Consider the following 21,002-nt stretch of genomic DNA (forward strand, 5'->3'; position numbering starts at 1 on the left):
GGTGTCGTGCATGCGGGCGCTGTGCTCGTTGAGCCCGACGATCTCGACGGTCTTGCCGCGCCGTTCGTACTTGGTGGTGACGGCGTCGAGGGCGGCGACGGTGGAGGCGTCCCAGACGTGGGCGTCGGTCAGGTCGATGGTCACGCGTTCGGGGTCGCCGGCGTAGTCGAACTGGTAGACCAGGTCGTTGCTGGAGGCGAAGAACAGCTCGCCGGTGACCGCGTACACGACCTGGCCGCCGTCGGGGTCGGTGACCGCGCAGACGTTCACCAGGTGCGCGACGCGGCGGGCGAACACCACCATCGCGGTGATCGAGCCGGCGACCACGCCGATGGCCAGGTTGTGGGTGAACACCACCACGGCGACGGTGACCAGCATGACGGTCGTCTCGCCCAGCGGCATGCGCTTGAGCGTGGCCGGGGCCATCGAGTGCCAGTCGAAGGTGCCGGCCGCGACCAGGACCATGACCGCGACCAGGGCGGCCATCGGGATGTCGGAGACGATGGGGCCGACCCCGATGCACAGCACCATCAGGAACGCCCCGGCCAGCAGCGTCGACAGCCGGGTCCGGGCGCCGCTCTTGATGTTGATCATGGTCTGGCCGATCATCGCGCAGCCGCCCATGCCGCCGAAGAACCCGGTGACGACGTTGGCGACGCCCTGCCCGATGGACTCGCGGGTCTTGCCGGAGTGGGTGTCGGTGATGTCGTCGACGAGCTTGGCGGTCATCAGCGACTCCATCAGCCCGACCAGCGCGAACGCCAGCGAGTACGGGGCCAGCAGCCGCAGGGTGTCCAGGGTGGGCGGGACGTCGGGCAGGCCGGGGGTGGGCAGGGCGGACGGCAGCGCGCCCTTGTCGCCCACGGTCGGCACCGCGATGCCCGCGGCGACCGTGATGACGGTGAGGATCACGATCGACACCAGCGGCGCCGGGACGGCCCTGGTGACGCGCGGGAACAGCACCATCAGCGCCAGCCCGGCCGCCGCCAGGGGGTACACGGGCCAGGGAACGTCCCGCAGTTCGGGGACCTGCGCCATGAAGATCAGGATGGCCAGCGCGTTGACGAACCCGACCATCACGCTGCGCGGCACGAACCGCATCAGCCGGGCGACGCCCAGCGCCCCCAGCACCACCTGGAAGATCCCGGCGAGGATCACCGCGGCCAGCAGGTGCCCGAGCCCGTACTCGCGGGCGAGAGGGGCGACGACCAGGGCGACCGCGCCGGTCGCCGCCGAGATCATCGCGGGCCGCCCGCCGACGACCGCGATCGTGACCGCCATGGTGAACGCGGCGAACAGCCCGACCTGCGGCTCCACCCCGGCGATGATCGAGAAGGAGATCGCCTCGGGGATCAGCGCGAGCGCGACCACCAGGCCGGCCAGCACCTCGGTGCGCAGCAGCTTGGCGGTGATCGGATGCGCGGGCGTCAACGCCGGCTTCAGCCGGTGTGCCAGTACGGCAGGCAGACTCAAAACACTCCAGACATGGCGGAACGACCGTGCCAGTTCCGGGCACGGGCACACGAACAAGGGTTTGCGGGGCGGGAACCGGCGACGATCCCGGGATGGGGCGCATGGGCGCCGGGCGGTCAGGCCGCGGCCCGGTGAACCGTCACAACGACCGGCTCACCGATGGGGAATCACATAGGCCGGACCGCGGTGAACGGCCAGGCCCGGCCGCCTTCAAGGTCGCCATGAGACGGCAACGGACTCCCCCGAGAATTCATGACCACGACCGAAGCCCGATGGGCTTCGACGGACGGCAGACCGCAACCACCAATGCTTGCCGTCGCGTTCCTACTCTAACGTCACAGAAGAGTCATCGGCGCCAGTGGAGGGTCACAGGCGCCGGTAGAGACAACTGTCACACCGTCATCGCCAAGCTCGCGGGGATCGCGTCGAACGCCTCGTCCACCCGGCGGGCGAGGACGTTGCGCCCCCATCTGCCCCGCCCGCCGCCTTCGCCGCGGCCCGCGGCCCAGTTCTTGGCGCCGCACCGGTAGGCACCGAAGGCGAACTCTCCCAGCAGCCGGAGGCGGATGTCCTGGCGTCCGTCGACGCCGAGTTTGGTCTCCAGTTCGGCGACCAGCCGCTCCTGGGCGTTGATGGAAAGCAGGGTGCTGGCGTCCCGCAGCGGGACGGGGACGTGCGAGATGAGCATCCGGGTCCGGACGATGCGGTCGTCCCAGCCGTCGTCCATGCCCAGGATCGCCGCGATGAGCGCGGAGCGCAGCGCCCCCAGCACGGTGCCGTGCAGGTCGGTGCGCGCGAACTCGGCGATGTAGGCGTCCCACAGGTCGGCCTCGGCGGCGGTGGCCACCGCCTCCTTGGACGGGAAGTAGCGGAAGAACGTCCGCCGGGAGATCTCCACCTCGTCCACCAGGTCCTCGATCGTGGTCTCGTCGAACCCCCGGTCGGTGAACAGTTCGAGGGCCGCGTCGACCAGGGCGCGGCGCGTGCGCAGCTTCTTGCGTTCGCGCAGGGGCAGCCGGCGGTCGTCTTGCGGCGCCCGTCCTGCCGGGGCGTTCGTGACCATCGCCCCAGTCTAGAGCCCGCACGGGCAACTGCCTCCTCGTGTAAGTTGCTTGCGCAGGCGTTTGACACTCTGTGCCAACTTTTGATGTCATCGGACACGATGGCTCCGGGCGCGATCGCCGGGGCCGCTCGCCATCGGGGAGTTGTTCCGTGCTGTTCCGGCTTCTGCGCGTTCATCTGCGTCCGTACCGCGGCTCCATCGCGCTCGCCGTGGTGCTGCAGCTGGCGCAGACGACCGCCTCGCTCTTCCTGCCGACGCTGAACGCGGATCTGATCAACAACGGGGTCGTCGAGGGCGACACCGGCCATGTGCTGCGCGTCGGCGCCGTCATGACGGCATTGACGCTGGTGCAGATCCTCGGCGGATGCGCCGCCGTCTACGTCGCCGCGCGGACCGCCGAGGGGCTGGGCCGGGACCTGCGGGCCGCCGTGTTCGAGAAGATCCAGTCGTTCTCGGTCCGCGAGGTCGGCCGGTTCGGCGCGCCCTCGCTGATCACCCGCACGACCAACGACGTCGACCAGATCCTGATGCTGGTGCTGATGGCGTTGACGACGGTGGTGGTCGCGCCGTTCATGGGCGTCGGCGCGCTGGTGCTGGCACTGCGCCAGGACGCCCCGCTGTCGCTGCTGCTGTGCGTCGTGCTGCCCGCGCTCACGGCGACCGTCGTGCTGCTGATGCGGGCGATGGGGCCACTGTCGGCGTCCCAGCAGCGGCGCATCGACCGGGTCAACCGGGTGGTGCGCGAGCAGATCAGCGGCGTCCGCGTCGTGCGGGCCTTCGTCCGGGACGACCGCGAGCGGCGGCGGTTCGCCGAGGCCAACACCGAACTGCGGGACGTGGCGCTGCGCCTGGGACGGATCCAGTCGCTGATGATGCCGGCGGTCACCATCGTCGCCGAAGCCTCCGCCGTCGCCGTCGTCTGGTTCGGCGGGCACCGGGTCGCCGGAGGAGACATGGAGATCGGCTCCCTGCTGGCGTTCCTGCAGTACCTGATGCTGATCCTCGGCGCGGTGATGATGGCCGCGATCGCGTTCATCATGGCGCCACGGGCCAGGGTGTGCGCCGAACGCGTCCGCGAGGTGCTGGACACCGTCCCGGGCGTCGCACCTCCGAAAGCCGCACCGGCCGTCCGCACGGCCCGCCCCGCGAGACGACCGGCCGGGCATCTGGAGGTCCGCGACGCGGAGTTCCGGTACCCGGGTGCGGAGGAACCCGTGCTGCGCGGAGTGAGCCTGAGCGCGCGTCCCGGCGAGACCACCGCGATCATCGGCTCCACCGGCAGCGGGAAGACCACACTGATCAACCTGGTGCCGCGGCTGTTCGACGTCACCGGCGGCGCCGTCCTCATCGACGGGACCGACGTACGCGACCTCGCCCCGGCCGCGCTGACCGGCACGATCGGGCTCGTCCCACAGAAGCCGTACCTGTTCTCCGGCACCGTCGCGTCCAACCTGCGCTACGGCGATCCCGGCGCCACCGACGCCGACCTGTGGCACGCGCTCGAGGTCGCGCAGGCGCGCGGCTTCGTCGAGGACATGCCCGGGAAGCTGGACGCGCCCATCGGGCAGGGCGGCGGCAACGTCTCCGGCGGCCAGCGCCAGCGCCTCGCGATCGCCCGCGCCCTGCTGGTCCGGCCGAAGATCTACCTGTTCGACGACTCCTTCTCCGCGCTCGACCAGGTCACCGACGCCGCCCTGCGGGACGCGCTCGCGGACGAGACCCGCGACGCGGCCGTCGTCACCGTCGCCCAGCGGGTCTCGACCATCGCGAGCGCCGACCGCATCGTCATCCTCGACCACGGCCGCGTCGCCGGCACCGGGACCCACGACGAACTGTTGCGGGACAACGCCACCTACCGGGAGATCGCACTCTCCCAGACCTCCGAACGGGAGGCGGTGTGAGAGAAGCGAACCAGGGAGCACGGCAGCGAAGCTCACGCATGGCCGAGCCACCAGGCGAGGAGGCCGCGTGAAGGCGGCGAACCAGGACCCTTCCCGCGTGAAGGCGATCGAGTTCCGCCGTTCCGGGCTGCGGCTGCTGCGGATGATGGGGGCCGACGGAAGGCTGCTGGCCCTCACGCTGGTCCTGGTCGTCACGAGCATCTCCCTGTCGGTCACCATCCCGCGGATGCTCGGGCAGGCCACGGACCTGGTGTACGACGGCGTCACCGGTGGCGGCGCCGTCGACTTCGGTGCGGTCGGCCGGATCCTGCTGACGGCCCTCGCCGTGGCCGGCGGCACGGCCGCGATCCACCGCGTCCGCGGCTGGATGGCGGCCGTCATCGCCCACCGCACGGCCTACCGGCTGCGTGAGCAGGCCGCCGGCAAGCTCGGGCGGCTCCCGCTGAGCCACTACGACGGGCACAGCCGCGGCGAGATCCTGTCGCGCATCACCAACGACATCGACAACATCGCCGAGACCCTGCAGAACGGACTCGGCAAGATCATCTACTCGCTGCTCACCCCGATCTTCGTGCTGGCGATGATGCTGTGGCTGTCCCCGCTGCTGACGCTGGTCGCCCTGCTCACCGTCCCGGTCGCGGCGCTGGCCACCGCCCGCATCGGCAGACGCGCGCAGCCGCAGTTCGTCCGCAAGTGGGACGCCACCGGACGGCTGAGCGGCCACATCGAAGAGATGTACACCGGCCACGCGCTGGTGAAGACCTTCGGCCGCCAGGACGAGGCCGTCCGCACCTTCACCGAGCACAACGACGAGCTGTACGGCGCCGCCTGGCGGGCCCAGTTCGTCTCCGGCGTCATCGAACCCGCGCTGACCTTCGTCGGCCACCTCAACTACGTGCTGATCGCGGTGATCGGCGGCCTGCGGGTCGCCTCCGGGTCGATGTCCATCGGCGACGTCCAGGCGTTCATCCAGTACACGACGCAGTTCAACCAGCCGATCGCGCAGATGGCGGCGCTGGCGAACATGGTGCAGTCCGGTGTGGCGTCCGCCGAGCGGGTCTTCGAGCTGCTGGACGCCCCCGAAGAGACACCGGACCCGTCCGGCTCACCGCGTCCCGAACGCCGCGTCGAGGGACGTGTGTCGTTCGAGCGGGTGTCCTTCCGCTACAAGCCCGGCGAACCACTGATCGAGAACCTGTCCCTCACCGTCGAGCCGGGACGCACCGTCGCCATCGTCGGTCCCACCGGCGCCGGCAAGTCCACCCTCGTCAACCTGCTGATGCGGTTCTACGACGTCACCGGCGGACGCATCACGGTGGACGGCGACGACATCTCCGCCATGTCCCGCGCCGAGCTGCGCGGCCACATCGGCATGGTCCTCCAGGACACCTGGCTCCGGCAGGGCACCATCGCCGAGAACATCGCCTACGGCCGTGACGACGCGTCCCATGACAAGATCATGGAGGCCGCGCGCGCAGCCCACGCCGACCACTTCATCCGCACCCTGCCCGGCGGCTACGACACCGTCATCGACGACGAAGGCGGCGGGCTCAGCGCGGGCGAGAAGCAGCTGCTCACCATCGCCCGCGCGTTCCTGATCGAACCGGAGATCCTCGTCCTGGACGAGGCGACGAGTTCGGTCGACACCCGCACCGAGATGCTCGTCCAGCAGGCGATGGCCTCACTCCGCCGGGGCCGCACCGCCTTCGTCATCGCGCACCGCCTGTCGACGATCCGGGACGCCGACCACATCCTGGTCATGGACGCCGGCCGCATCGTCGAGCAGGGCGCCCACGACGACCTCATTGCCGCAGGCGGCGCCTACGCCCTCCTGCACCACGCCCAGGTCGCGGGGCCGTCCGCCGCGGTGAGTCCGGGACGACCGCGGCCGGAAACGGGGTGAGGCGAGACCGTCCCGCCGCTCACCGCGGCCCCGTCTCGTACTCGGCCTCACCGACCCACCGGGTGGACATGGCGGACGCATGCGGAGACGCGGACGCGTCCGGCGATCCCGTCCGGGTCGCCAGTTCACGATCAAGACCGGTGGCCAGGCCCTCGGCGATCTGCAACCGCTCGCGGAGCAGCGCACAGCGCCAGTCGATCTCCCGGCACCAGGTGGTCAGCTCGTCGACCAGCCGGCGCCGCTCCCGCGGTGCCGGTTCTCCGGCGAGGCCGCCCAGCACCGCGAAGAGCAGCCGTGTCTCCTCCAGCGTGAACTCCAGCGACTTCATCCGTTTGACCAGTTCGAGGCGTCCCGCGTCGGCTTCGGTGTACACGCGGAAACCGCCGCGCGTGCGCGCGGACGGCGTCACCAGCCCGACTTCCTCGTAATAACGGATCGTGCGCAGCGACAACCCCGTCCGCTCGGCCACTTCGCCGATCTGCATCCGCCCACCGCCTGACGACCCGTTCGCAGCCAATCTAACCTTACGTTAGAGTACCTTGGGTGCGGGGTCGGCCGGAGGCACACTCGCCGATCTTGCGCGGTTCTCGCGCCGCCGCCTGCAGGGCGTGCTCGCGGTGGCGCGAGGACATCCACCCCGCCGCGAGTCATCGCCAAGGCCGTGCATCGTTCAGCCTGCGGCTCCCTGAACACCGATTGATCTTCAAGGACCCCCGACGCGGGGATCCACCGTGTGCGGGCGGCGCCCCGTTCGACGCGGGCGGCAGTGGCAACAACTCTTCCATGACGTTAGAGTAGGGTCCGCGCTCTGGCGAGACCGCATGGGGGAATGGCCGGCCTGGTCCAGTCCGGATCCTGTCGCCTCTCGAACAGGGCACACGCCCTTACAGGCCGGAAAGGCGCGAGATGTTCACCTTCAGGCACGCAGCCGTATCCGACGTCGGGTTGCGGCGGCGGACGAACCAGGACTCCGCGCTCGCGAGCGACCGCCTGCTGGCGGTCGCCGACGGCATGGGCGGTCACGCCGGAGGCGACGTCGCCGGCTCCATCGCGATCAACTGCCTGGCCCGCATGGACCGGTCCCTCGACGCCACGCCCATGGCCGCCCTGGAACAGGCCGTCGAAGCCGCCCGGCGCCAACTGCGCGAGAACGTGAGCCGCACCCCCGCCCTGGCCGACATGGGGACGACCTTCACCGCGATGCTGCTCGACCGAAGGCGGATCGCACTCGCCCACATCGGGGACTCGCGCGCCTACCTGCTGCGCTCGGGAAGGATGCACCAGCTCACCGTCGACCACACGATGGTGCACACGCTGGTGGAGGACGGGCACATCACGGCCGAGCAAGCGGCCCAGCACTCGCACCGTTCCGTCCTGACCAAGGCGCTCGACGCGGTCAACGCCGCGAAGCCGGACCTGTCGATGCATGAAGTGGAGCCCGCAGACAGATTTCTGCTCAGTTCGGACGGCCTCTCAGGGGTCGTGCCGTCGGATGATCTCCTGCGGATCCTCGTCGACCACGCCGACCCCGCGGCGGCCGTGCAGGAGCTGATCAACGCGGCCTACCTGCGAGGCGCACCCGACAACGTCACCTGCGTCGTCGCCGACGTGCACGACGTCCCGGGCTCGCCCGAGGACGTGCCGCAGCCGGAGACCCGCGTGGGAGCCGTCACAAATCCCGCACGTCACCTTTGACGTCCCAGTCGTGCGCGGTCAGCGGCTCGTGCCGCACGAGCCTGGCCCGGCGTAGGAAGCGATCCCGACCTCTCGCTTCGGCCCGCACCGCAGGGCAGGGCATCGCCATGGACCACTCTTCCCTTACGAGAGGGTATATTTCGAGCGACGCGAATCGGTGCGGTCGAAGCCATCAGGTCGGCGACCGCCGTCGGATCATCCAGATCACGAGGCCGTGTCCGTCGCCCGCGCCCGCTCCCGTTGAAGGATGAGGCCCTCCCAGCCATGACCGATCCCGCCGGCGGCATCCCCGACGACCCGGAGATCAAGCGTGAACGCGCCCACCTGGCCGAGGCACTGGCCGCGCTGCGACGCATGCACCGGGACGTCGTCACCACCGAGACACAGGTGACGGCCGCGACCGAGGACAACGACAACTTCGCCGAGCGGCTCTTCCTGCGCCAGGCCCGCGAGCGGCGCGCCCTCGCCCTGGTCGACCTGCCCGACGTGCCGCTGTTCTTCGGGCGCCTCACCTTCGAACCGGGAGCGATCCAGGCGGCGGATCCGCACCATCGGGGCGGCGCGGCGTCCGGTGACCGGCTCTACCTTGGTCGGCGGCACGTCCACGACGGTGCCGGAAGGCCCATGGTCATCGACTGGCGGGCCCCCATCTCCTCGGCGTTCTACCGCGCCACCCGCGGCGACCGCCACGGGGTGCTGTCGCGGCGCCGCTACGGCTTCTCCGGCGCCGCGGAACTCACCGGCTACGAGGACGAGCCGCTCACCGGCCCCGGCGGCGAACCCGGCGATGGACAGGCCGGCGACTTCCTGGCGGCCGAGATCGAACGGCCCCGGTCCGGGCCGATGCGCGACATCGTCGCCACCATCCAGCCCGAGCAGGACGATCTCGTCCGGGCCCCGCTGGACACCACCCTGTGCGTGCAGGGCGCGCCCGGCACCGGCAAGACCGCCGTCGGCCTGCACCGCATCGCCTACCTGCTCTACACCGAACGCGACCGGCTCGGCCGGGGCGGCGTCGCCGTCGTCGGCCCCAATCCCGCCTTCCTGTCCTACATCCGCAACGTGCTGCCCGCGCTCGGCGAGGTCAACGTCGTCCAGACCACCATCGAGGGACTGGTCGGCCGGACCCCGGCCCAGCACGACGACGAGGACCCGGAGGCGGCGCGCCTCAAGGGCGACGGCCGGATGGCAGCCGTCCTGCATCGCGCACTGTGGCTGCACGTCACCCGGCCCACCGAAGGGCTGATGTACGCCCGCGGCGCCTACCGCCACCGCCTCCCCGACCACCAGGTCAGCGAGATCATCGCCGCCCTGCGCGGAACCGCCCGCTACAACGCCGGCCGCGCCAGCGCCGCCAAACGCCTCGCCCACGCCGTGCTGATCCAGATGGAACGCCGCGGCGAAAGCGGATCACACGCCACCGTGGCCGGCTCCAGACCGGTCAAGCAGCTCCTCGCGCAGGTGTGGCCCAAGGTCACCCCCGAACAGGTCCTCTACCGGGTGCTGTCGGACGCCGCCTTCCTCGCCAAGGCCGCCAGACGCGACCTCACCCCGGAGGAACAGGGCCTGCTCCTGTGGGCCGAGCCCGCCCGGTCCTGGCGTTCGGCGCGCTGGTCGGCCGCCGACACCGCACTCCTGGACGAACTCGCCGACCTCATCGAACGCCCCACCACGCTCGCGCACATCGTGGTCGACGAAGCCCAGGACCTCAGCCCCATGCAATGCCGCGCCGTCGCACGGCGCTGCTCCCAGGGATCGCTGACCGTCCTCGGCGACATCGCACAAGGCACCAGCCCCGCGGCCACCGCCGACTGGCGCACGCTCCTGGAGCACCTCGGCAAGCCGGACGCCACGGTGACCGTCCTCGACCGCGGGTACCGGGTGCCCGCACAGGTCATCGACTACGCCGCCCGCCTGCTGCCCGACATCGCGCCCGGTCTCGCCGCGCCGACCTCGGCCCGCCGGAACCCGGGAGCGCTCCGCGTCACCGAGCGCGCCCCCGCCGACCTGCATGACTCACTCGCACTGATCTGCCGGGAACAGCTCAAGGACGACGGTTCGGTCGGGGTCATCGCCGCGGACGGCGACATCACCGCGGTCCACCGGCGTCTCCGGACCGAAGGCCTGGAACCGGCACTGCTGGGCGGTGAAGAGAACACCCTGGGGACGGCGCGGCTGGTCTGCGTCCCCGCCGCCCTGGCCAAGGGCCTGGAGTTCGACGCGGTCACGGTCGTGGAACCCGCGAACATCGTCGCGGCCGAACCCCGCGGACTGCACCGGCTCTACGTCGCCCTCACCCGGGCGGTCACATCCCTGCACGTTCTGCACTCCCGGCCACTTCCCGCCGCCCTGCTTCGGCCTCCCAGCCATGCAGATCGAGAGCCCGCAGGAACGCCTCGACCATGACCGGATCGAACTGGGTCCCCGAACAGCGCCGCAACTCCCGCACCGCCTCCCCGACCGGCCGGGCCTTGCGGTAGGGACGCGTGGAGGTCATGACGTCGAAGGCGTCCGCCACACCGATCACCCGGGCGAACTCGGGAATCTCATCACCGGCCAGCCCCAGCGGGTAGCCGCGGCCGTCCATCCTCTCGTGATGGTGCATGATCCCGGCCAGCGCCTCGTCCAGGAACCCGATCTCCCGGACGATCTCCAGACCCCGCATCGGATGCAACTGGACGGCGGCGTACTCCTCGTCGCTCAGCGGCCCGTCCTTGGTGAGGATCCTGGTGGGGACGCCGAGCTTGCCGACATCGTGCAGCATCCCCGTGTACCGGAGCGTCTCGACGCGCTCCGGCCGCATCCCGAGTTGCCGGGCGACCATCACCGCGGCACGGGAGACCCGCCCGCAGTGCCCACGCGTGAACGGGTCCTTGGTCTCCACCGCCTGGCACAACGCCGCCAGGGTCGCGTCATGGGCCCGCTGCTGGGCGTACGCCTGTTCCAGCGCCCACCGCGCCACCAGCAGCGGCAGCAGCACCAGCACCGCCACCAGCAGGCCGAGCCGCCCCCACAGACCCGCGATCAGCAACCCGAACATGCCGTACCCGACACATCCCGCGGCGACCGGGCCGCTCGCCCTCGCCAGCTCATGGGCAGCCGCCTGCCCGCCCAGCAGCAGGACACCCGCCGTCAGCCCGAGATTCGCCACCACGAACGTGACCAGGGCGGCGAGGAACGGCACGATGACCTGCCCGACCCAGCCGACCTGACCGGGCTCGAACCCGCCACCGCCCAGCAGGCCGAACACCGTCCCCGCGGCGAAGCCGCTCAGCGCGAACTGCGCTCCGTTGAACATCCGCTTGACCGGGCCGACGCTGCGCTGCCCGGTGGCCATGGCGCCGCCCCCCACCAGCGCCGCCCCGGCGGGGCCGAGCAGCACCACCGACGCCAGGCTCACCGCAAAGCCCAGCGAGATCCGCGCCCCCTCGACGTTCAGCCGGGCCGGCAGCGAGTCACAGACCACGAACAGCACCGCCAGCGCGACCAGCGTCCGCCAGTCCATGGCGGCGAAGGACCCACCGGAGAACAGGGACGCCACCAGCGCCCCGGCGGACGCGATCACGGCACAGATGTAGACCCTGGCCGTATTAGGAAGTCCGAACATGGGCCGTCCAGGAAACCGATACGGGATCAACCGGCAGAATCTGCCGCAAAGGAAGATCGCCGCCGGGGCGAGGAGCGGGGAAGTGAGAGCTCCACGCCGCAGCGGCGACGAGCGAAAGCACGCTCCCACCCTACTCTTTCGTAAGATTAGGGATGGTTAAATCGGATTCTCCGCACGCTCCGGCTCACCCGAACCGGCGCATACCGGTACTGACGACGCTGTGCGACCGCGGCCTCACCGCGAGGCCGAAGATGGCAAGCTTGAGCGACGATATGGATCATCCGCCCCGGCGGGACGGGCCGGTGGCGTGAGGAGGAACCCGATGGACGGCAGGCACATGCAGATCGGCGAGGTCGCCGATCGGACCGGCCTGAGCCTGCGCACCATCCGCCACTACGAAGAGGTCGGCCTCGCCCTGCCCACCGCGCGCTCCCAAGGCGGCTTCCGGCTCTACACCGACGACGACGTCACCCGCCTCCTGGTCGTCAAGAGGATGAAACCGCTCGGCTTCACCCTCGAAGAGATGCGCGACCTGCTGGACATCCTGGACCGGCTCCAGGCCGCCGACACAAGCGAGCCCACCCGCAACGACCTCACCAAACGCCTCGCCGTCTACCGCTCCCTGGTCGAGGAACGCTGCGAGAAGATCCGCACCCGCCTGGCCGACGCCGAACAGTTCTCCGCCGAACTCTCCACAGAACTACGCAAACACCGCTCAGCAGGGTGATGACCTCGATCGTCGGGCGCGAGGCACGGGCCGGCCACATGCGCCGGAGTCCCCGCCCGAGCCCGCTCGGGAGGGCGAGGTGAGCCTCACGTGGCAATGCCGTGGCCCGACCTCCGGGAGCTCGACCGACGTCTGATCCACGACGTGCCCCGCCCGGGGCGAGAGAAGGAGATCCCGATGCCGATGCCGAGGTGGTGGGGGCACATCAACAAGCGGGTGTTCAACCCTCGCGCGATCGCGGGCGGGAAGTGGCCGGTGCTGACCCACGTCGGTCGCACCTCCGGCACGACGTACCGCACACCGCTCGACGCGCATCCCGTCGACGGCGGCTACCTGTTCGTACTGGTGTACGGATCGGGCTCGGACTGGGTGCAGAACGTCCTGGCGGCCGACGGTGCGCGGCTCCGGGTCGACGGGACGGAGGTGGAACTCGCCGCCCCACGCCTCGTCGGGAAGGACGAGGCGTTCCAGGTCCTCTCCGATGAGGTGGCACGCCCACCGAGGCTGCTCCGCATCACCGAGTTCCTCCGCATGGACCTGGTCGCAGCCTGACGATCGGCGAGCCTCGTCGCCATCGGCAACACATAGGGGCCCTGGTCACCGGGGTCTGGTGAGCGGGGCACCGGCGAACCGATGGACGATGCGGGCCGTCGGTCTCTGCCGGACGTTTTCCGGGTACATGTGTCGATCTGGGGATGGCCCATTCGTAGTAGGTGAGAGGCGGTGAGCCTGCCGACCGCGAGGAGCACACCATGACGCACTACATGCTGTCCGTCCACAGCGTCCAGGGCGAGGCCCGCGCCCCGATGACCGAGGAGGAGATGAGCCTGACACCGCCACCGTCGTGCGCGTGTCCGAGGGCGAGCTGCTGACCACCGACGGCCCCTTCGCCGAGTCGAAGGATCACCTCGGCGGCTTCTACATCATCGAGGCCGCCGATCTGGACGCCGCGCTCGCCTGGGCGTCGAAGGTCACCGCGGCCATCCACACGCCGATCGAGGTCCGTCCGTTCGCGGGCATCGCCGGAGCCTGACCGTGCCGGTCGCCGACGGGGCCACCGTCGGCCGGATCTTCCGCCAGGAGTCCGGCCGCTCGGTGGCCGCCCTGATCCGCGTCTTCGGCGACATCGACATCGCCGAGGACGCGGTCCAGGAGGCGTTCGCCATCGCCCTGCGCAGTTGGCCGGGCCGCGGCCTGCCGCCCAACCCGGGCGGCTGGATCACCACGACCGCCCGCAACCACGCCATCGACCGCCTGCGCCGCCAAGCGCGTGAACGGGACGTGCTCGGCAAGGTGGCGAAGCTGCCGCCCGCTCCCGACGACCCGGGCGATGATCCCGGCATGACCGATAAGGCGGGACAAGTGCCCGACGACCGGCTCCGCCTCATCTTCACCTGCTGCCACCCGGCACTGTCCACCGAGGCGCAGGTCGCGCTCACCCTTCGCCTGCTCGGCGGCCTGTCGACCGGGGAGGTCGCCAGATCCTTCCTGGTCGCCGAACCGACCATGGCGCAACGTCTCGTGCGGGCCAAGCGGAAGATCAAGGCCGCTCGAATCCCCTACCGCGTGCCGGAGGAACACGAACTGGCCGGCCGGCTGCCCCCCGTCCTGGCCGTCGCCTATCTCATCTACAACGCCGGGATGAGCGGACCCGCCGAGCGGGGGCTGTGCGCAGAAGCGATCCGGCTAGCCCGGGTCCTGGTCACGCTCATGCCCGACGAACCGGAAGTGGCCGGATTGCTGGCGCTGCTGCTGCTGACCGAGTCCCGGCGCCTCTCGCGAAGACGACCCGACGGCTCCCTGGTGCTGCTCGCCGAGCAGGACCGGAACCTATGGGATCGCGCCTTGATCGAGGAGGGGCAGGCGATCGTCCGCCGCTGCCTTCGCCGCAACCGGCCCGGCCAGTATCAGCTCCAGGCCGCCATCAACGCCGTGCACGCGGATGCCGCCACGGCCGGGCACACCGACTGGGAGCAGATCCTCGTCCTGTACGACCATCTCCTCGAACTCGCCCCCACACCGGTCGTGGCCCTCAACCGCGCTATCGCCCTCGGCGAGGTCCAGGGCCCTGCCGCCGCCCTGGACTTGGTGGACGAACTGGAGCTGGACGGCTACTACTCCTTCCACGCCGCACGAGCCGATCTGCTCCGGCGACTGGGCCGGACCGCCGAAGCCGTGGCCGCCTACGAGCGCGCCGCCACCATGGCGCCCACTGAAGCCGAACGCGAATTTCTCAGACTCCGCGGTCGCGCCACACGCTGAGGCGCCGGGGCGGACCGGGCCGACGGCGACCGGTTGTGGAATCGAGCTCCGCGTACCCCGGGCGATGAGCGGCTCTCCCACGTTCTCCACGGCCCGGGTGAGCGTACATGCCGCGAGGGGAATCATCTCCGTCCCGCCTACCTGCGTGCCGGCCGTCCCGAGATGGCGCACGACGCGGTCGCGGCGGCCGGTTCAGGTGGAGTCACGGACGATGAGCTCGGTGGGGAAGATCACTGGCTCGGCCTGGTGGTCGACTCCGTTGAGCAGTATCCGGACGGTGGCCTGGGCGACCTCGGCGATCGGCTGACGGACGGTGGTCAGCGGCGGATCGGTGAATCGAGCGGCGTCAATGTCGTCGAAGCCGACGATGGCGACGTCGTCAGGGACGCGGCGGCCCGCCTTTCGCAGGGCGTACAGCGCGCCGGTCGCCATCAGGTCACTCGCGGCGAACACCGCGTCGAGACCGGGGTCGTCCTCGAGGAGCTGGCCCATCGCGGCCGCCCCCGACTCGCGGGTGAAGTCCCCTATGGCGGCCAGGGACCGGCGGCCGGTTCCGGAGAGGAGCTCGCGGTAGCCGCCCAGCCGGTCCAGCCCCGCGGACATGTCGAGCGGGCCGGTGATGGTGGCGATGCGCCGCCGTCCCCTGGCCAGAAGGTGTTCCACGGCGGTCCGCGCGCCCCCGACGTTGTCGACGTCGCAGTACGGCGGTTTGGCCGTGGACACCGGCCGGCCGTGCGACACCACGGGTACGCCCGTCCGCAGGAGAGCCGCGGGCAGGGGATCCGAGCCGTGCTGGGAGAGCAGGATGACACCGTCCACATGGCGGCCCGCGACGTACCGCTCGACCCTCGTCTGGCCCGCCGGTGAGGACGGGATCATGAGCACGACCTGTTTGTCGGCGGCCTCCAGCTCCTGGCTCACCGTACGTACGACCAGAGAGAAGAAGGGGTCGTCGGAGAACACTCGGGCGAGCGGCTCGGAGACGACCAGCCCGATCGATCCGGTGCGCTGGGTCACCAGGCTGCGCGCCGCCGAGTTGGGGATGTAGCCGAGCTCCTCGACGGCGCGCAGGACGACCGTGCGAATCTGCGGGTTCACGGTGGCCGAGCCGTTGACCACGCGTGACACCGTGGCCCGGGAGACCCCGGCCCTGGCCGCCACGGCCTCCAGCGTGGGACGTTTCATGCCGCCTCTCCACCGAGTCGGTTGCGGGCGATGACGTCACGGAACACTGTGCGCCGTCCTTGGGCGGGCGCCGTTGGCCGACGCGGTCGCGTGGACGACGCCGAATCTCTTACCGTCACCCTCGGCCCGTTCGAAGTTCTCCGGGGACGACCTTACGAGATGTCCCTGCAGGTCCGCACCGCCGCTGAGCGCGACGTGCACGGTGAGGAGCGCGGCGTGGAAGGCGTCGGCGGCGGTCCCGCGCGGGTTGAACGATGGCTGAGACAGGGCAGGGCACCAGACGGCTATGGATCTGCGCATGGCTTTCCTCGAAGCGGTGTCGGGATCAACCGAGGTCGGCGAAAGACCTTTTGATGGAGCGCGGCTTCAACATGAAGCCATGGCGAGAGAGCGGTTTCTCAACAAGACTAGTACCGATTGCGAACAGAACTGCCTGCAGCTAGATGCACCATTATGCGCGCAAGGCTTTGAGAGAGCGCTCTCTAGCCTCTTGACGGACCGTCCCGGGCGGGCGACATTGACCCCACCAGAGGGCAGGCACCCCGCGCTTGCTCCCGCCCCCACTCTGGAGGCCCCGCCATGACCTCACTGAGACATCCCCGGCTCTGGCGCAGGTCCGTACTCGCAGTCCTCGCCGCCGCGCTTCCGGTGGTGATCGCCAGCGCGTTGACGTCACCGACGGCGGACGCGTCCGTTCCGCCGCCCCCCGCCGGCTGGAGCCAGGTCTGGAGCGACGACTTCGACGGTCCGGCCGGCTCGCTCCCCTCGTCGGCGAACTGGATCATCGATACCGGCCACGGTTACCCGGGAGGCCCGGGCAACTGGGGCACCGGCGAGATCCAGAACTACACCGCCGACCCCGCCAACGTCCGCCTGGACGGCAACGGCAACCTGCGGATCACTCCGATCAAGACCGCGTCGGGCGAGTGGACGTCGGCCCGCATCGAGACCCAGCGCGCCAACTTCAAGCCCGCCGACGGCCGCGTCCTTCGCATCGAGGGACGGATCCAGATGCCCAATGTCACGGGCGCCCAAGCCCTCGGCTACTGGCCCGCGTTCTGGGCCCTGGGCTCCCCCTACCGGGGCAACTACTGGAACTGGCCGTCGATCGGCGAGTTCGACATCATGGAGAACGTCAACGGGATCAACTCGGTCTGGGCCGTCCTGCACTGCGGCACCAGCCCCGGCGGACCCTGCAACGAGACGAGCGGGATCGGCGCGAGCCGCACCTGCCCGGGCACGTCCTGCCAGGCGGGCATGCACACGTACCGCTTCGAGTGGGATCGCAGCGTCAGCCCCAACCAGCTGCGCTGGTACGTGGACGGCCAGCAGTTCCACAGCGTCAGCCAGAACCAGTTCGACGCCGGCACGTGGGCGAACATGACCGGGCACGGCGGCTACTTCCTGCTGCTCAACGTGGCCATGGGCGGCGCGTTCCCCGACGGCGTCGCCGGGCACGCCACCCCCATCGCGGCCACCGTCTCGGGACGCCCCATGATCGTCGACTACGTCGCGGTCTGGCAGAGCGGCGACTCCAACACCCCGCCCCCGACGGGTGGCGAGGTCGACGCCCGCTCGACCATCCAGGCGGAAAGCCGGCAAGCCCAGTCGGGCACGCAGCTTGAGACCACGACCGACACCGGAGGCGGCCAGAACGTCAGCCACATCAACAACGGCAACTGGCTGCGCTACGACAACGTCGACTTCGGCGGCACCCCGGCGACGCAGTTCCGGGCCAGGGTCGCCTCGGGCGCGGCAGGCGGCGTCAGCGGCCTGGTGCAGGTGCGGCTGGACAGCGCGACCGGCCCGGTGATCGGCGAGTTCGCCCTCGCCAACACCGGCGGCTGGCAGAGCTGGCGAACGGTACCCGCCAACCTCTCAGGGGTGACCGGCACCCACTCCGTCTACATCACCTTCAGCAGCGGCCAACCGGCCGACTTCGTCAACCTCAACTGGTTCACCTTCGCCAGCTGACGGGCTTACCCGGCGACCGCCGCCGACCCGGCCGAAGGGTCGGCGGTCGGCCGCCGACCGCACGACCGCACGAACTCGCCGTCGGCGCGGAAGAACCCCGGGTCGGCGCGACGCCCCACCACCGCATTCGGCACACGAGCCGACAGCGATGCCGGAAGCTGGGGCCGGGACGGAGTTTGAAGAACACCAGGTCACCGGGCGGCCTTGGGGCAGGCGGGTGCCACGCCGCCATCACGCACAGGCGATCCGGAGTCCGATGGCGCGGTAGGCACCGCAGGCCCCGCCACACCCGAAGGCGCGCCGGGAAGCACCACCCGGTGCCGAGCACGAGGTCGAATGCCCGCACCGTGCGTTTCCACCACGGGCCCGGACGCCTAGGACTGCTCCAGCTTGTCCGGGCCGCAGGCTTCACGATCCCGCGAACGACCTTCCGGCGGGGCCTTCGGCGTCCGCATTCCAAGGGCCGGGAGCAGCCCGGGACCTCGTCTTCTTCAACGTCGGACTCGTCATCGCACCCGGTCGCGGCCCTATGCTCCAACCTGCCGCCCAGCCATCGGCGTCGAGACCTACCACCGCTCCGACCAGATCGGCGTAACCCACCCGCTCTGAAGTTCCGCAAAGACAGAGCCGAGCACCCGCCCTCAGATCTCAAGACGCGTCCAAGTGGAACGAATTATTCCGTTCTGATAGAATTCCAGTGATCGCACAAAGAACCAGGCTCTGCCTGCTAGATGAGGAGTTCTCGTCATGCGCAACCCAGTCATCGCCACGGTCGTCTTCCCGGCACGCAACTTCCAGGCCAGCGTTGAAGCGTGGTCGACGGTGTTCGGCACGGGCCCGACATTCTCCAGCGACGGCGTCGAGCAAGCCCCCGGCGAGGCGGACTTCGCCGTCTTCAAGACCGCCGACACCGAGATCGGCCTGACGTCGCTGCCGTGGGTCGAAGAGCCGCTCGTCATGCTCAACACGGACGACATCGTCAAGACTCGTCAGGAGCTCATCGAGGCCGGCGCGACAGGGCTGGGTGAGATCGCCGACGGGTCACTCGCGCCGCTCGGCACCGCACCGGTGACCAACGGCGACCCGGAGACGGGAATCGTCGACGTCCCCGGCGCACGCCTCGCCGCCGTCCAACTCGCCAACGGCAACAGGCTCGGCTTGCGCCAGTCGCTGCCTGCATCTTGGTGAACGCAGTCCAGGACTCGGGCCGGGGAGCAGCCAGGGATCAAGTACCTCGTCGTCCGGCACCTGCCACACCCGGCCACCGACCCAGCCCCGCACCCCGCCGCTTTCCGGAACCCAGCCGCAAAGCTCGTACTTTGGCCGCCCGCGAGCACCTGGAATTCCAAGGTCTTCCGGACAGGCTGGTCGCGGGCTCGTACGGGGGTGTCCCGGTGGGTAACCGTGGCCGGTTCGGGCGGTGGTCAGGGGGTCGGGGCGGCACGCTCGTACGGATGCTGGTCGGGTTGCTGCGTCCCGCCACCGGGTCGGTGCGCATAGGCGGCACGGACGTGACAGGGCAGGCCGCCCGCCGCACCGGCACCCCGCGAACCGCTTTCGTCCGTGAACGCGTCCCGGTCGGGGCGGGGCGGACACCGAACCGCCGGCCCGTCCCGCGCCGGAGCAGCCGGCCGCGGAACCCCGGGGCACCTTCACCGCCGAATCACTCGGCCGGTACGCGCTCGGCCTCACCGTCGTCGGCTGGACCGTCCACTTGACGGCCCTCATCGCCCGCGGTTCGGCCGCCGGCCACGTCCCGTGGGCCAACATGTACGAGTTCGTGTGCGCCGTGACGTTCGCCGCCGTCACCGCGCTCCTGGTGCTGTTCACCCGCAAGCGGACCTTCTACCTCGGCACCTTCGTGATGTTCCCGGTGGTGCTCGCACTTGGCCTGGCCACGACGACCCTCTACACGCCGGTCAGCCTGCTCCAGCCGTCCCAGGACTCCTACTGGCTCGCCATCGCCGGCTACGGCTGCCTGCTGTTCAACCTCATCGGCATCAACATCTGGGGCTCGGGCCTGCACTCCAACGCAGGCGTCTGACCTGCCCTGCCGCCTCCTCCGGCTCGGCCGGCGGGGAGGCCACCGCCGAGATCACTGCTCCGATGGCGAGGGTTCTCAGCGGGTCTGCGCCCGCGGGTGCGCTTCGACCGTGAACGCGGCCGTACGGACGGTGCCGCCATGCTTGAAGTCGAGGAACAGCCGGTAGGTGCCCGGGCCGGGGACGGCGGCGTGGAAGGTGGTGTCCGGACCCGGCTCGGTCACCCCGTCGCCCGGCTCCCCGTCGGGGTGGACGTGGACGTACGCCAGGTCACCGGCACGCAGAACCACCAGGTGGCCATAGGCGGCGAGGTAGGGCTGTAGATCGGTGACCGGGGACCCGTCCTTGCGCACGGTCAGCGTGATGTTCCGTCCCTCACCCGGAACGAGGTCGCCGGCCAACTCGACGTCGTAACCGTCGATGGCGAACGAACGCTCGGGTTCCGGTGTCGGGCTCGGCTCGTACGGGCCGCGCACGGCCAGGTCGGCGCCGAGAGTGATCGTACGGCCCAGAGCTCGGGGCTCGATGTCGGTGAAGATCCGGTACGACCCCGCCTCGGGAAGGTTCAGCCGTACCGACCAGGTGCCTTCGGCGTCTCGTTCCGGGTGCACGTGCCAGAAGCCCGTCAGCTCCCGCCGCACGACGATCAGGTGAAGTTCGCGATCGTGGATCGGGGCGTAGGACGTGACCGGCCGCCCGTCCGGGCCGAGGATCCGGAATCCGAGGTCGGTCCGCCCGCGTTCGATGATCGCATCTGCCAGTTCGAGCGTGTAGCCGTCCTGGGAGATCCGCAGTCCGCCGGGGACGCCTCCGGCCTCGTGGGCTCCGTGCCCCGCGCCGTGTGCGACGTGTGCCCGCCGTGGTCCGTGACCGCGTTCATGTCCTTCGCCTCCTGTCACCTGGATCGTCTTGACGATCACGGGAACTATACCGGGTTGGGGTATATTCCGCGCCGGTCGGGATTTCTCGCCGGAGGGTTCGCCCCCGAATCAGGCGAGTCCCGATCTCTTCACCGCAGGCCCGCGGGGAGAAGGCGTCGCCGCCGTCCGCACATGTGAGCGGGTGGCCAACGATGCCGTGGATGGACATGGCCAGCCCTCCGGCAGGGCAGAGGCGCCCACCGGGGTCCGTAGAGCCGCCGTTCGAAAGCGGCGAGGGGGTTGCCGTTTG

Annotated in this window: 18 protein-coding genes; 11 read left to right on the forward strand and 7 right to left on the reverse strand. The window is 70.3% G+C overall.

Features of this window, described 5'->3' with window-relative positions; all coding sequences use genetic code 11:
• Positions 1-1,473 (reverse strand): SulP family inorganic anion transporter (locus tag ACTWPP_RS20860; RefSeq protein WP_443105985.1); only part of this gene is annotated, 1,473 nt, incomplete at its 3' end.
• 391 nt (positions 1,474-1,864) lie between these two features.
• Positions 1,865-2,536 (reverse strand): TetR family transcriptional regulator, encoded by a 672-nt coding sequence (locus tag ACTWPP_RS20865; RefSeq protein ID WP_443105986.1) that lies wholly within the window; start codon positions 2,534-2,536, stop codon positions 1,865-1,867.
• A gap of 149 nt (positions 2,537-2,685) precedes the next feature.
• Here ACTWPP_RS20865 and ACTWPP_RS20870 point away from each other — a divergent pair, with 149 nt between their 5' ends.
• Both ACTWPP_RS20870 and ACTWPP_RS20875 read left to right on the forward strand, forming a co-directional pair.
• Complete coding sequence (locus tag ACTWPP_RS20870; protein WP_443105987.1) at positions 2,686-4,437, forward strand: ABC transporter ATP-binding protein; 1,752 nt, start codon at positions 2,686-2,688, stop codon at positions 4,435-4,437.
• 67 nt (positions 4,438-4,504) lie between these two features.
• Positions 4,505-6,340 carry an ABC transporter ATP-binding protein gene (locus tag ACTWPP_RS20875; RefSeq protein WP_443105988.1) on the forward strand — a complete coding sequence of 612 codons (1,836 nt, stop codon included), beginning with the start codon at positions 4,505-4,507 and terminating at the stop codon, positions 6,338-6,340.
• Positions 6,341-6,359: 19 nt separating this feature from the next.
• Here ACTWPP_RS20875 and ACTWPP_RS20880 read toward each other — a convergent pair whose 3' ends face one another.
• Entirely contained in the window at positions 6,360-6,824 is a 465-nt protein-coding gene (locus tag ACTWPP_RS20880) for a MerR family transcriptional regulator (RefSeq protein ID WP_443105989.1), read from the reverse strand.
• A gap of 422 nt (positions 6,825-7,246) precedes the next feature.
• Between ACTWPP_RS20880 and ACTWPP_RS20885 the strand changes: the two genes are divergently transcribed.
• Entirely contained in the window at positions 7,247-8,035 is a 789-nt protein-coding gene (locus ACTWPP_RS20885) for a PP2C family protein-serine/threonine phosphatase (protein WP_443105990.1), read from the forward strand.
• Positions 8,036-8,299: 264 nt separating this feature from the next.
• Positions 8,300-10,441 carry a HelD family protein gene (locus ACTWPP_RS20890; protein ID WP_443105991.1) on the forward strand — a complete coding sequence of 714 codons (2,142 nt, stop codon included), beginning with the start codon at positions 8,300-8,302 and terminating at the stop codon, positions 10,439-10,441.
• Here the strand turns inward: ACTWPP_RS20890 and ACTWPP_RS20895 are convergent.
• Positions 10,341-11,642, reverse strand: a complete 1,302-nt coding sequence (locus tag ACTWPP_RS20895; RefSeq protein WP_443105992.1) for an HD-GYP domain-containing protein — start codon at positions 11,640-11,642, stop codon at positions 10,341-10,343. The two genes, ACTWPP_RS20890 and ACTWPP_RS20895, sit on opposite strands and share 101 nt — an antisense overlap.
• A gap of 322 nt (positions 11,643-11,964) precedes the next feature.
• On the opposite strand from ACTWPP_RS20895, the gene ACTWPP_RS20900 reads away from it, so the two are divergent.
• The 4 genes from ACTWPP_RS20900 to ACTWPP_RS20915 all read left to right on the forward strand — a co-directional run bounded on the left by ACTWPP_RS20900 (position 11,965) and on the right by ACTWPP_RS20915 (position 14,631).
• Positions 11,965-12,369 (forward strand): MerR family transcriptional regulator, encoded by a 405-nt coding sequence (locus tag ACTWPP_RS20900; RefSeq protein ID WP_443105993.1) that lies wholly within the window; start codon positions 11,965-11,967, stop codon positions 12,367-12,369.
• A gap of 177 nt (positions 12,370-12,546) precedes the next feature.
• On the forward strand, positions 12,547-12,921 hold the full coding sequence (locus tag ACTWPP_RS20905) for a nitroreductase family deazaflavin-dependent oxidoreductase (RefSeq protein WP_443105994.1): 375 nt from the start codon (positions 12,547-12,549) through the stop codon (positions 12,919-12,921).
• A gap of 298 nt (positions 12,922-13,219) precedes the next feature.
• On the forward strand, positions 13,220-13,402 hold the full coding sequence (locus ACTWPP_RS20910) for a YciI family protein (RefSeq protein WP_443105995.1): 183 nt from the start codon (positions 13,220-13,222) through the stop codon (positions 13,400-13,402).
• A 2-nt stretch (positions 13,403-13,404) separates the two neighbouring features.
• A complete protein-coding gene (locus ACTWPP_RS20915) occupies positions 13,405-14,631 on the forward strand; it encodes an RNA polymerase sigma factor (RefSeq protein ID WP_443105996.1) in 1,227 nt (408 codons plus the stop codon).
• Positions 14,632-14,823: 192 nt separating this feature from the next.
• On the opposite strand, the gene ACTWPP_RS20920 is transcribed toward ACTWPP_RS20915, so the two are convergent.
• Complete coding sequence (locus ACTWPP_RS20920; protein ID WP_443105997.1) at positions 14,824-15,816, reverse strand: LacI family DNA-binding transcriptional regulator; 993 nt, start codon at positions 15,814-15,816, stop codon at positions 14,824-14,826.
• 36 nt (positions 15,817-15,852) lie between these two features.
• Positions 15,853-16,116 (reverse strand): hypothetical protein, encoded by a 264-nt coding sequence (locus tag ACTWPP_RS20925; RefSeq protein WP_443105998.1) that lies wholly within the window; start codon positions 16,114-16,116, stop codon positions 15,853-15,855.
• Between the two features lie 279 nt (positions 16,117-16,395).
• Here ACTWPP_RS20925 and ACTWPP_RS20930 point away from each other — a divergent pair, with 279 nt between their 5' ends.
• From ACTWPP_RS20930 to ACTWPP_RS20940, 3 genes are all read left to right on the forward strand, one after another.
• Positions 16,396-17,790 (forward strand): glycoside hydrolase family 16 protein, encoded by a 1,395-nt coding sequence (locus tag ACTWPP_RS20930; RefSeq protein ID WP_443105999.1) that lies wholly within the window; start codon positions 16,396-16,398, stop codon positions 17,788-17,790.
• Between the two features lie 747 nt (positions 17,791-18,537).
• Positions 18,538-18,978, forward strand: a complete 441-nt coding sequence (locus ACTWPP_RS20935; RefSeq protein WP_443106000.1) for a VOC family protein — start codon at positions 18,538-18,540, stop codon at positions 18,976-18,978.
• A gap of 526 nt (positions 18,979-19,504) precedes the next feature.
• Positions 19,505-19,834, forward strand: a complete 330-nt coding sequence (locus ACTWPP_RS20940) for a hypothetical protein (protein ID WP_443106001.1) — start codon at positions 19,505-19,507, stop codon at positions 19,832-19,834.
• A 75-nt stretch (positions 19,835-19,909) separates the two neighbouring features.
• Here ACTWPP_RS20940 and ACTWPP_RS20945 read toward each other — a convergent pair whose 3' ends face one another.
• Positions 19,910-20,752, reverse strand: a complete 843-nt coding sequence (locus ACTWPP_RS20945) for a hypothetical protein (protein WP_443106002.1) — start codon at positions 20,750-20,752, stop codon at positions 19,910-19,912.
• Positions 20,753-21,002: the final 250 nt, after the last annotated feature.

It is taken from the genome of Actinomadura sp. 3N407 (assembly GCF_052245875.1).
GTDB lineage: Bacteria > Actinomycetota > Actinomycetes > Streptosporangiales > Streptosporangiaceae > Spirillospora.

Coding starts and splice junctions, on each gene's coding strand:
- ACTWPP_RS20895 (WP_443105992.1), bottom strand. CDS start 11,642: ATGTTCGGACTTCCTAATACGGCCAGGGTCTACATCTGTGCCGTGATC.
- ACTWPP_RS20935 (WP_443106000.1), top strand. CDS start 18,538: ATGCGCAACCCAGTCATCGCCACGGTCGTCTTCCCGGCACGCAACTTC.
- ACTWPP_RS20880 (WP_443105989.1), bottom strand. CDS start 6,824: ATGCAGATCGGCGAAGTGGCCGAGCGGACGGGGTTGTCGCTGCGCACG.
- ACTWPP_RS20900 (WP_443105993.1), top strand. CDS start 11,965: ATGGACGGCAGGCACATGCAGATCGGCGAGGTCGCCGATCGGACCGGC.
- ACTWPP_RS20905 (WP_443105994.1), top strand. CDS start 12,547: ATGCCGATGCCGAGGTGGTGGGGGCACATCAACAAGCGGGTGTTCAAC.
- ACTWPP_RS20925 (WP_443105998.1), bottom strand. CDS start 16,116: ATGCGCAGATCCATAGCCGTCTGGTGCCCTGCCCTGTCTCAGCCATCG.
- ACTWPP_RS20920 (WP_443105997.1), bottom strand. CDS start 15,816: ATGAAACGTCCCACGCTGGAGGCCGTGGCGGCCAGGGCCGGGGTCTCC.
- ACTWPP_RS20890 (WP_443105991.1), top strand. CDS start 8,300: ATGACCGATCCCGCCGGCGGCATCCCCGACGACCCGGAGATCAAGCGT.
- ACTWPP_RS20930 (WP_443105999.1), top strand. CDS start 16,396: ATGACCTCACTGAGACATCCCCGGCTCTGGCGCAGGTCCGTACTCGCA.
- ACTWPP_RS20865 (WP_443105986.1), bottom strand. CDS start 2,536: ATGGTCACGAACGCCCCGGCAGGACGGGCGCCGCAAGACGACCGCCGG.
- ACTWPP_RS20885 (WP_443105990.1), top strand. CDS start 7,247: ATGTTCACCTTCAGGCACGCAGCCGTATCCGACGTCGGGTTGCGGCGG.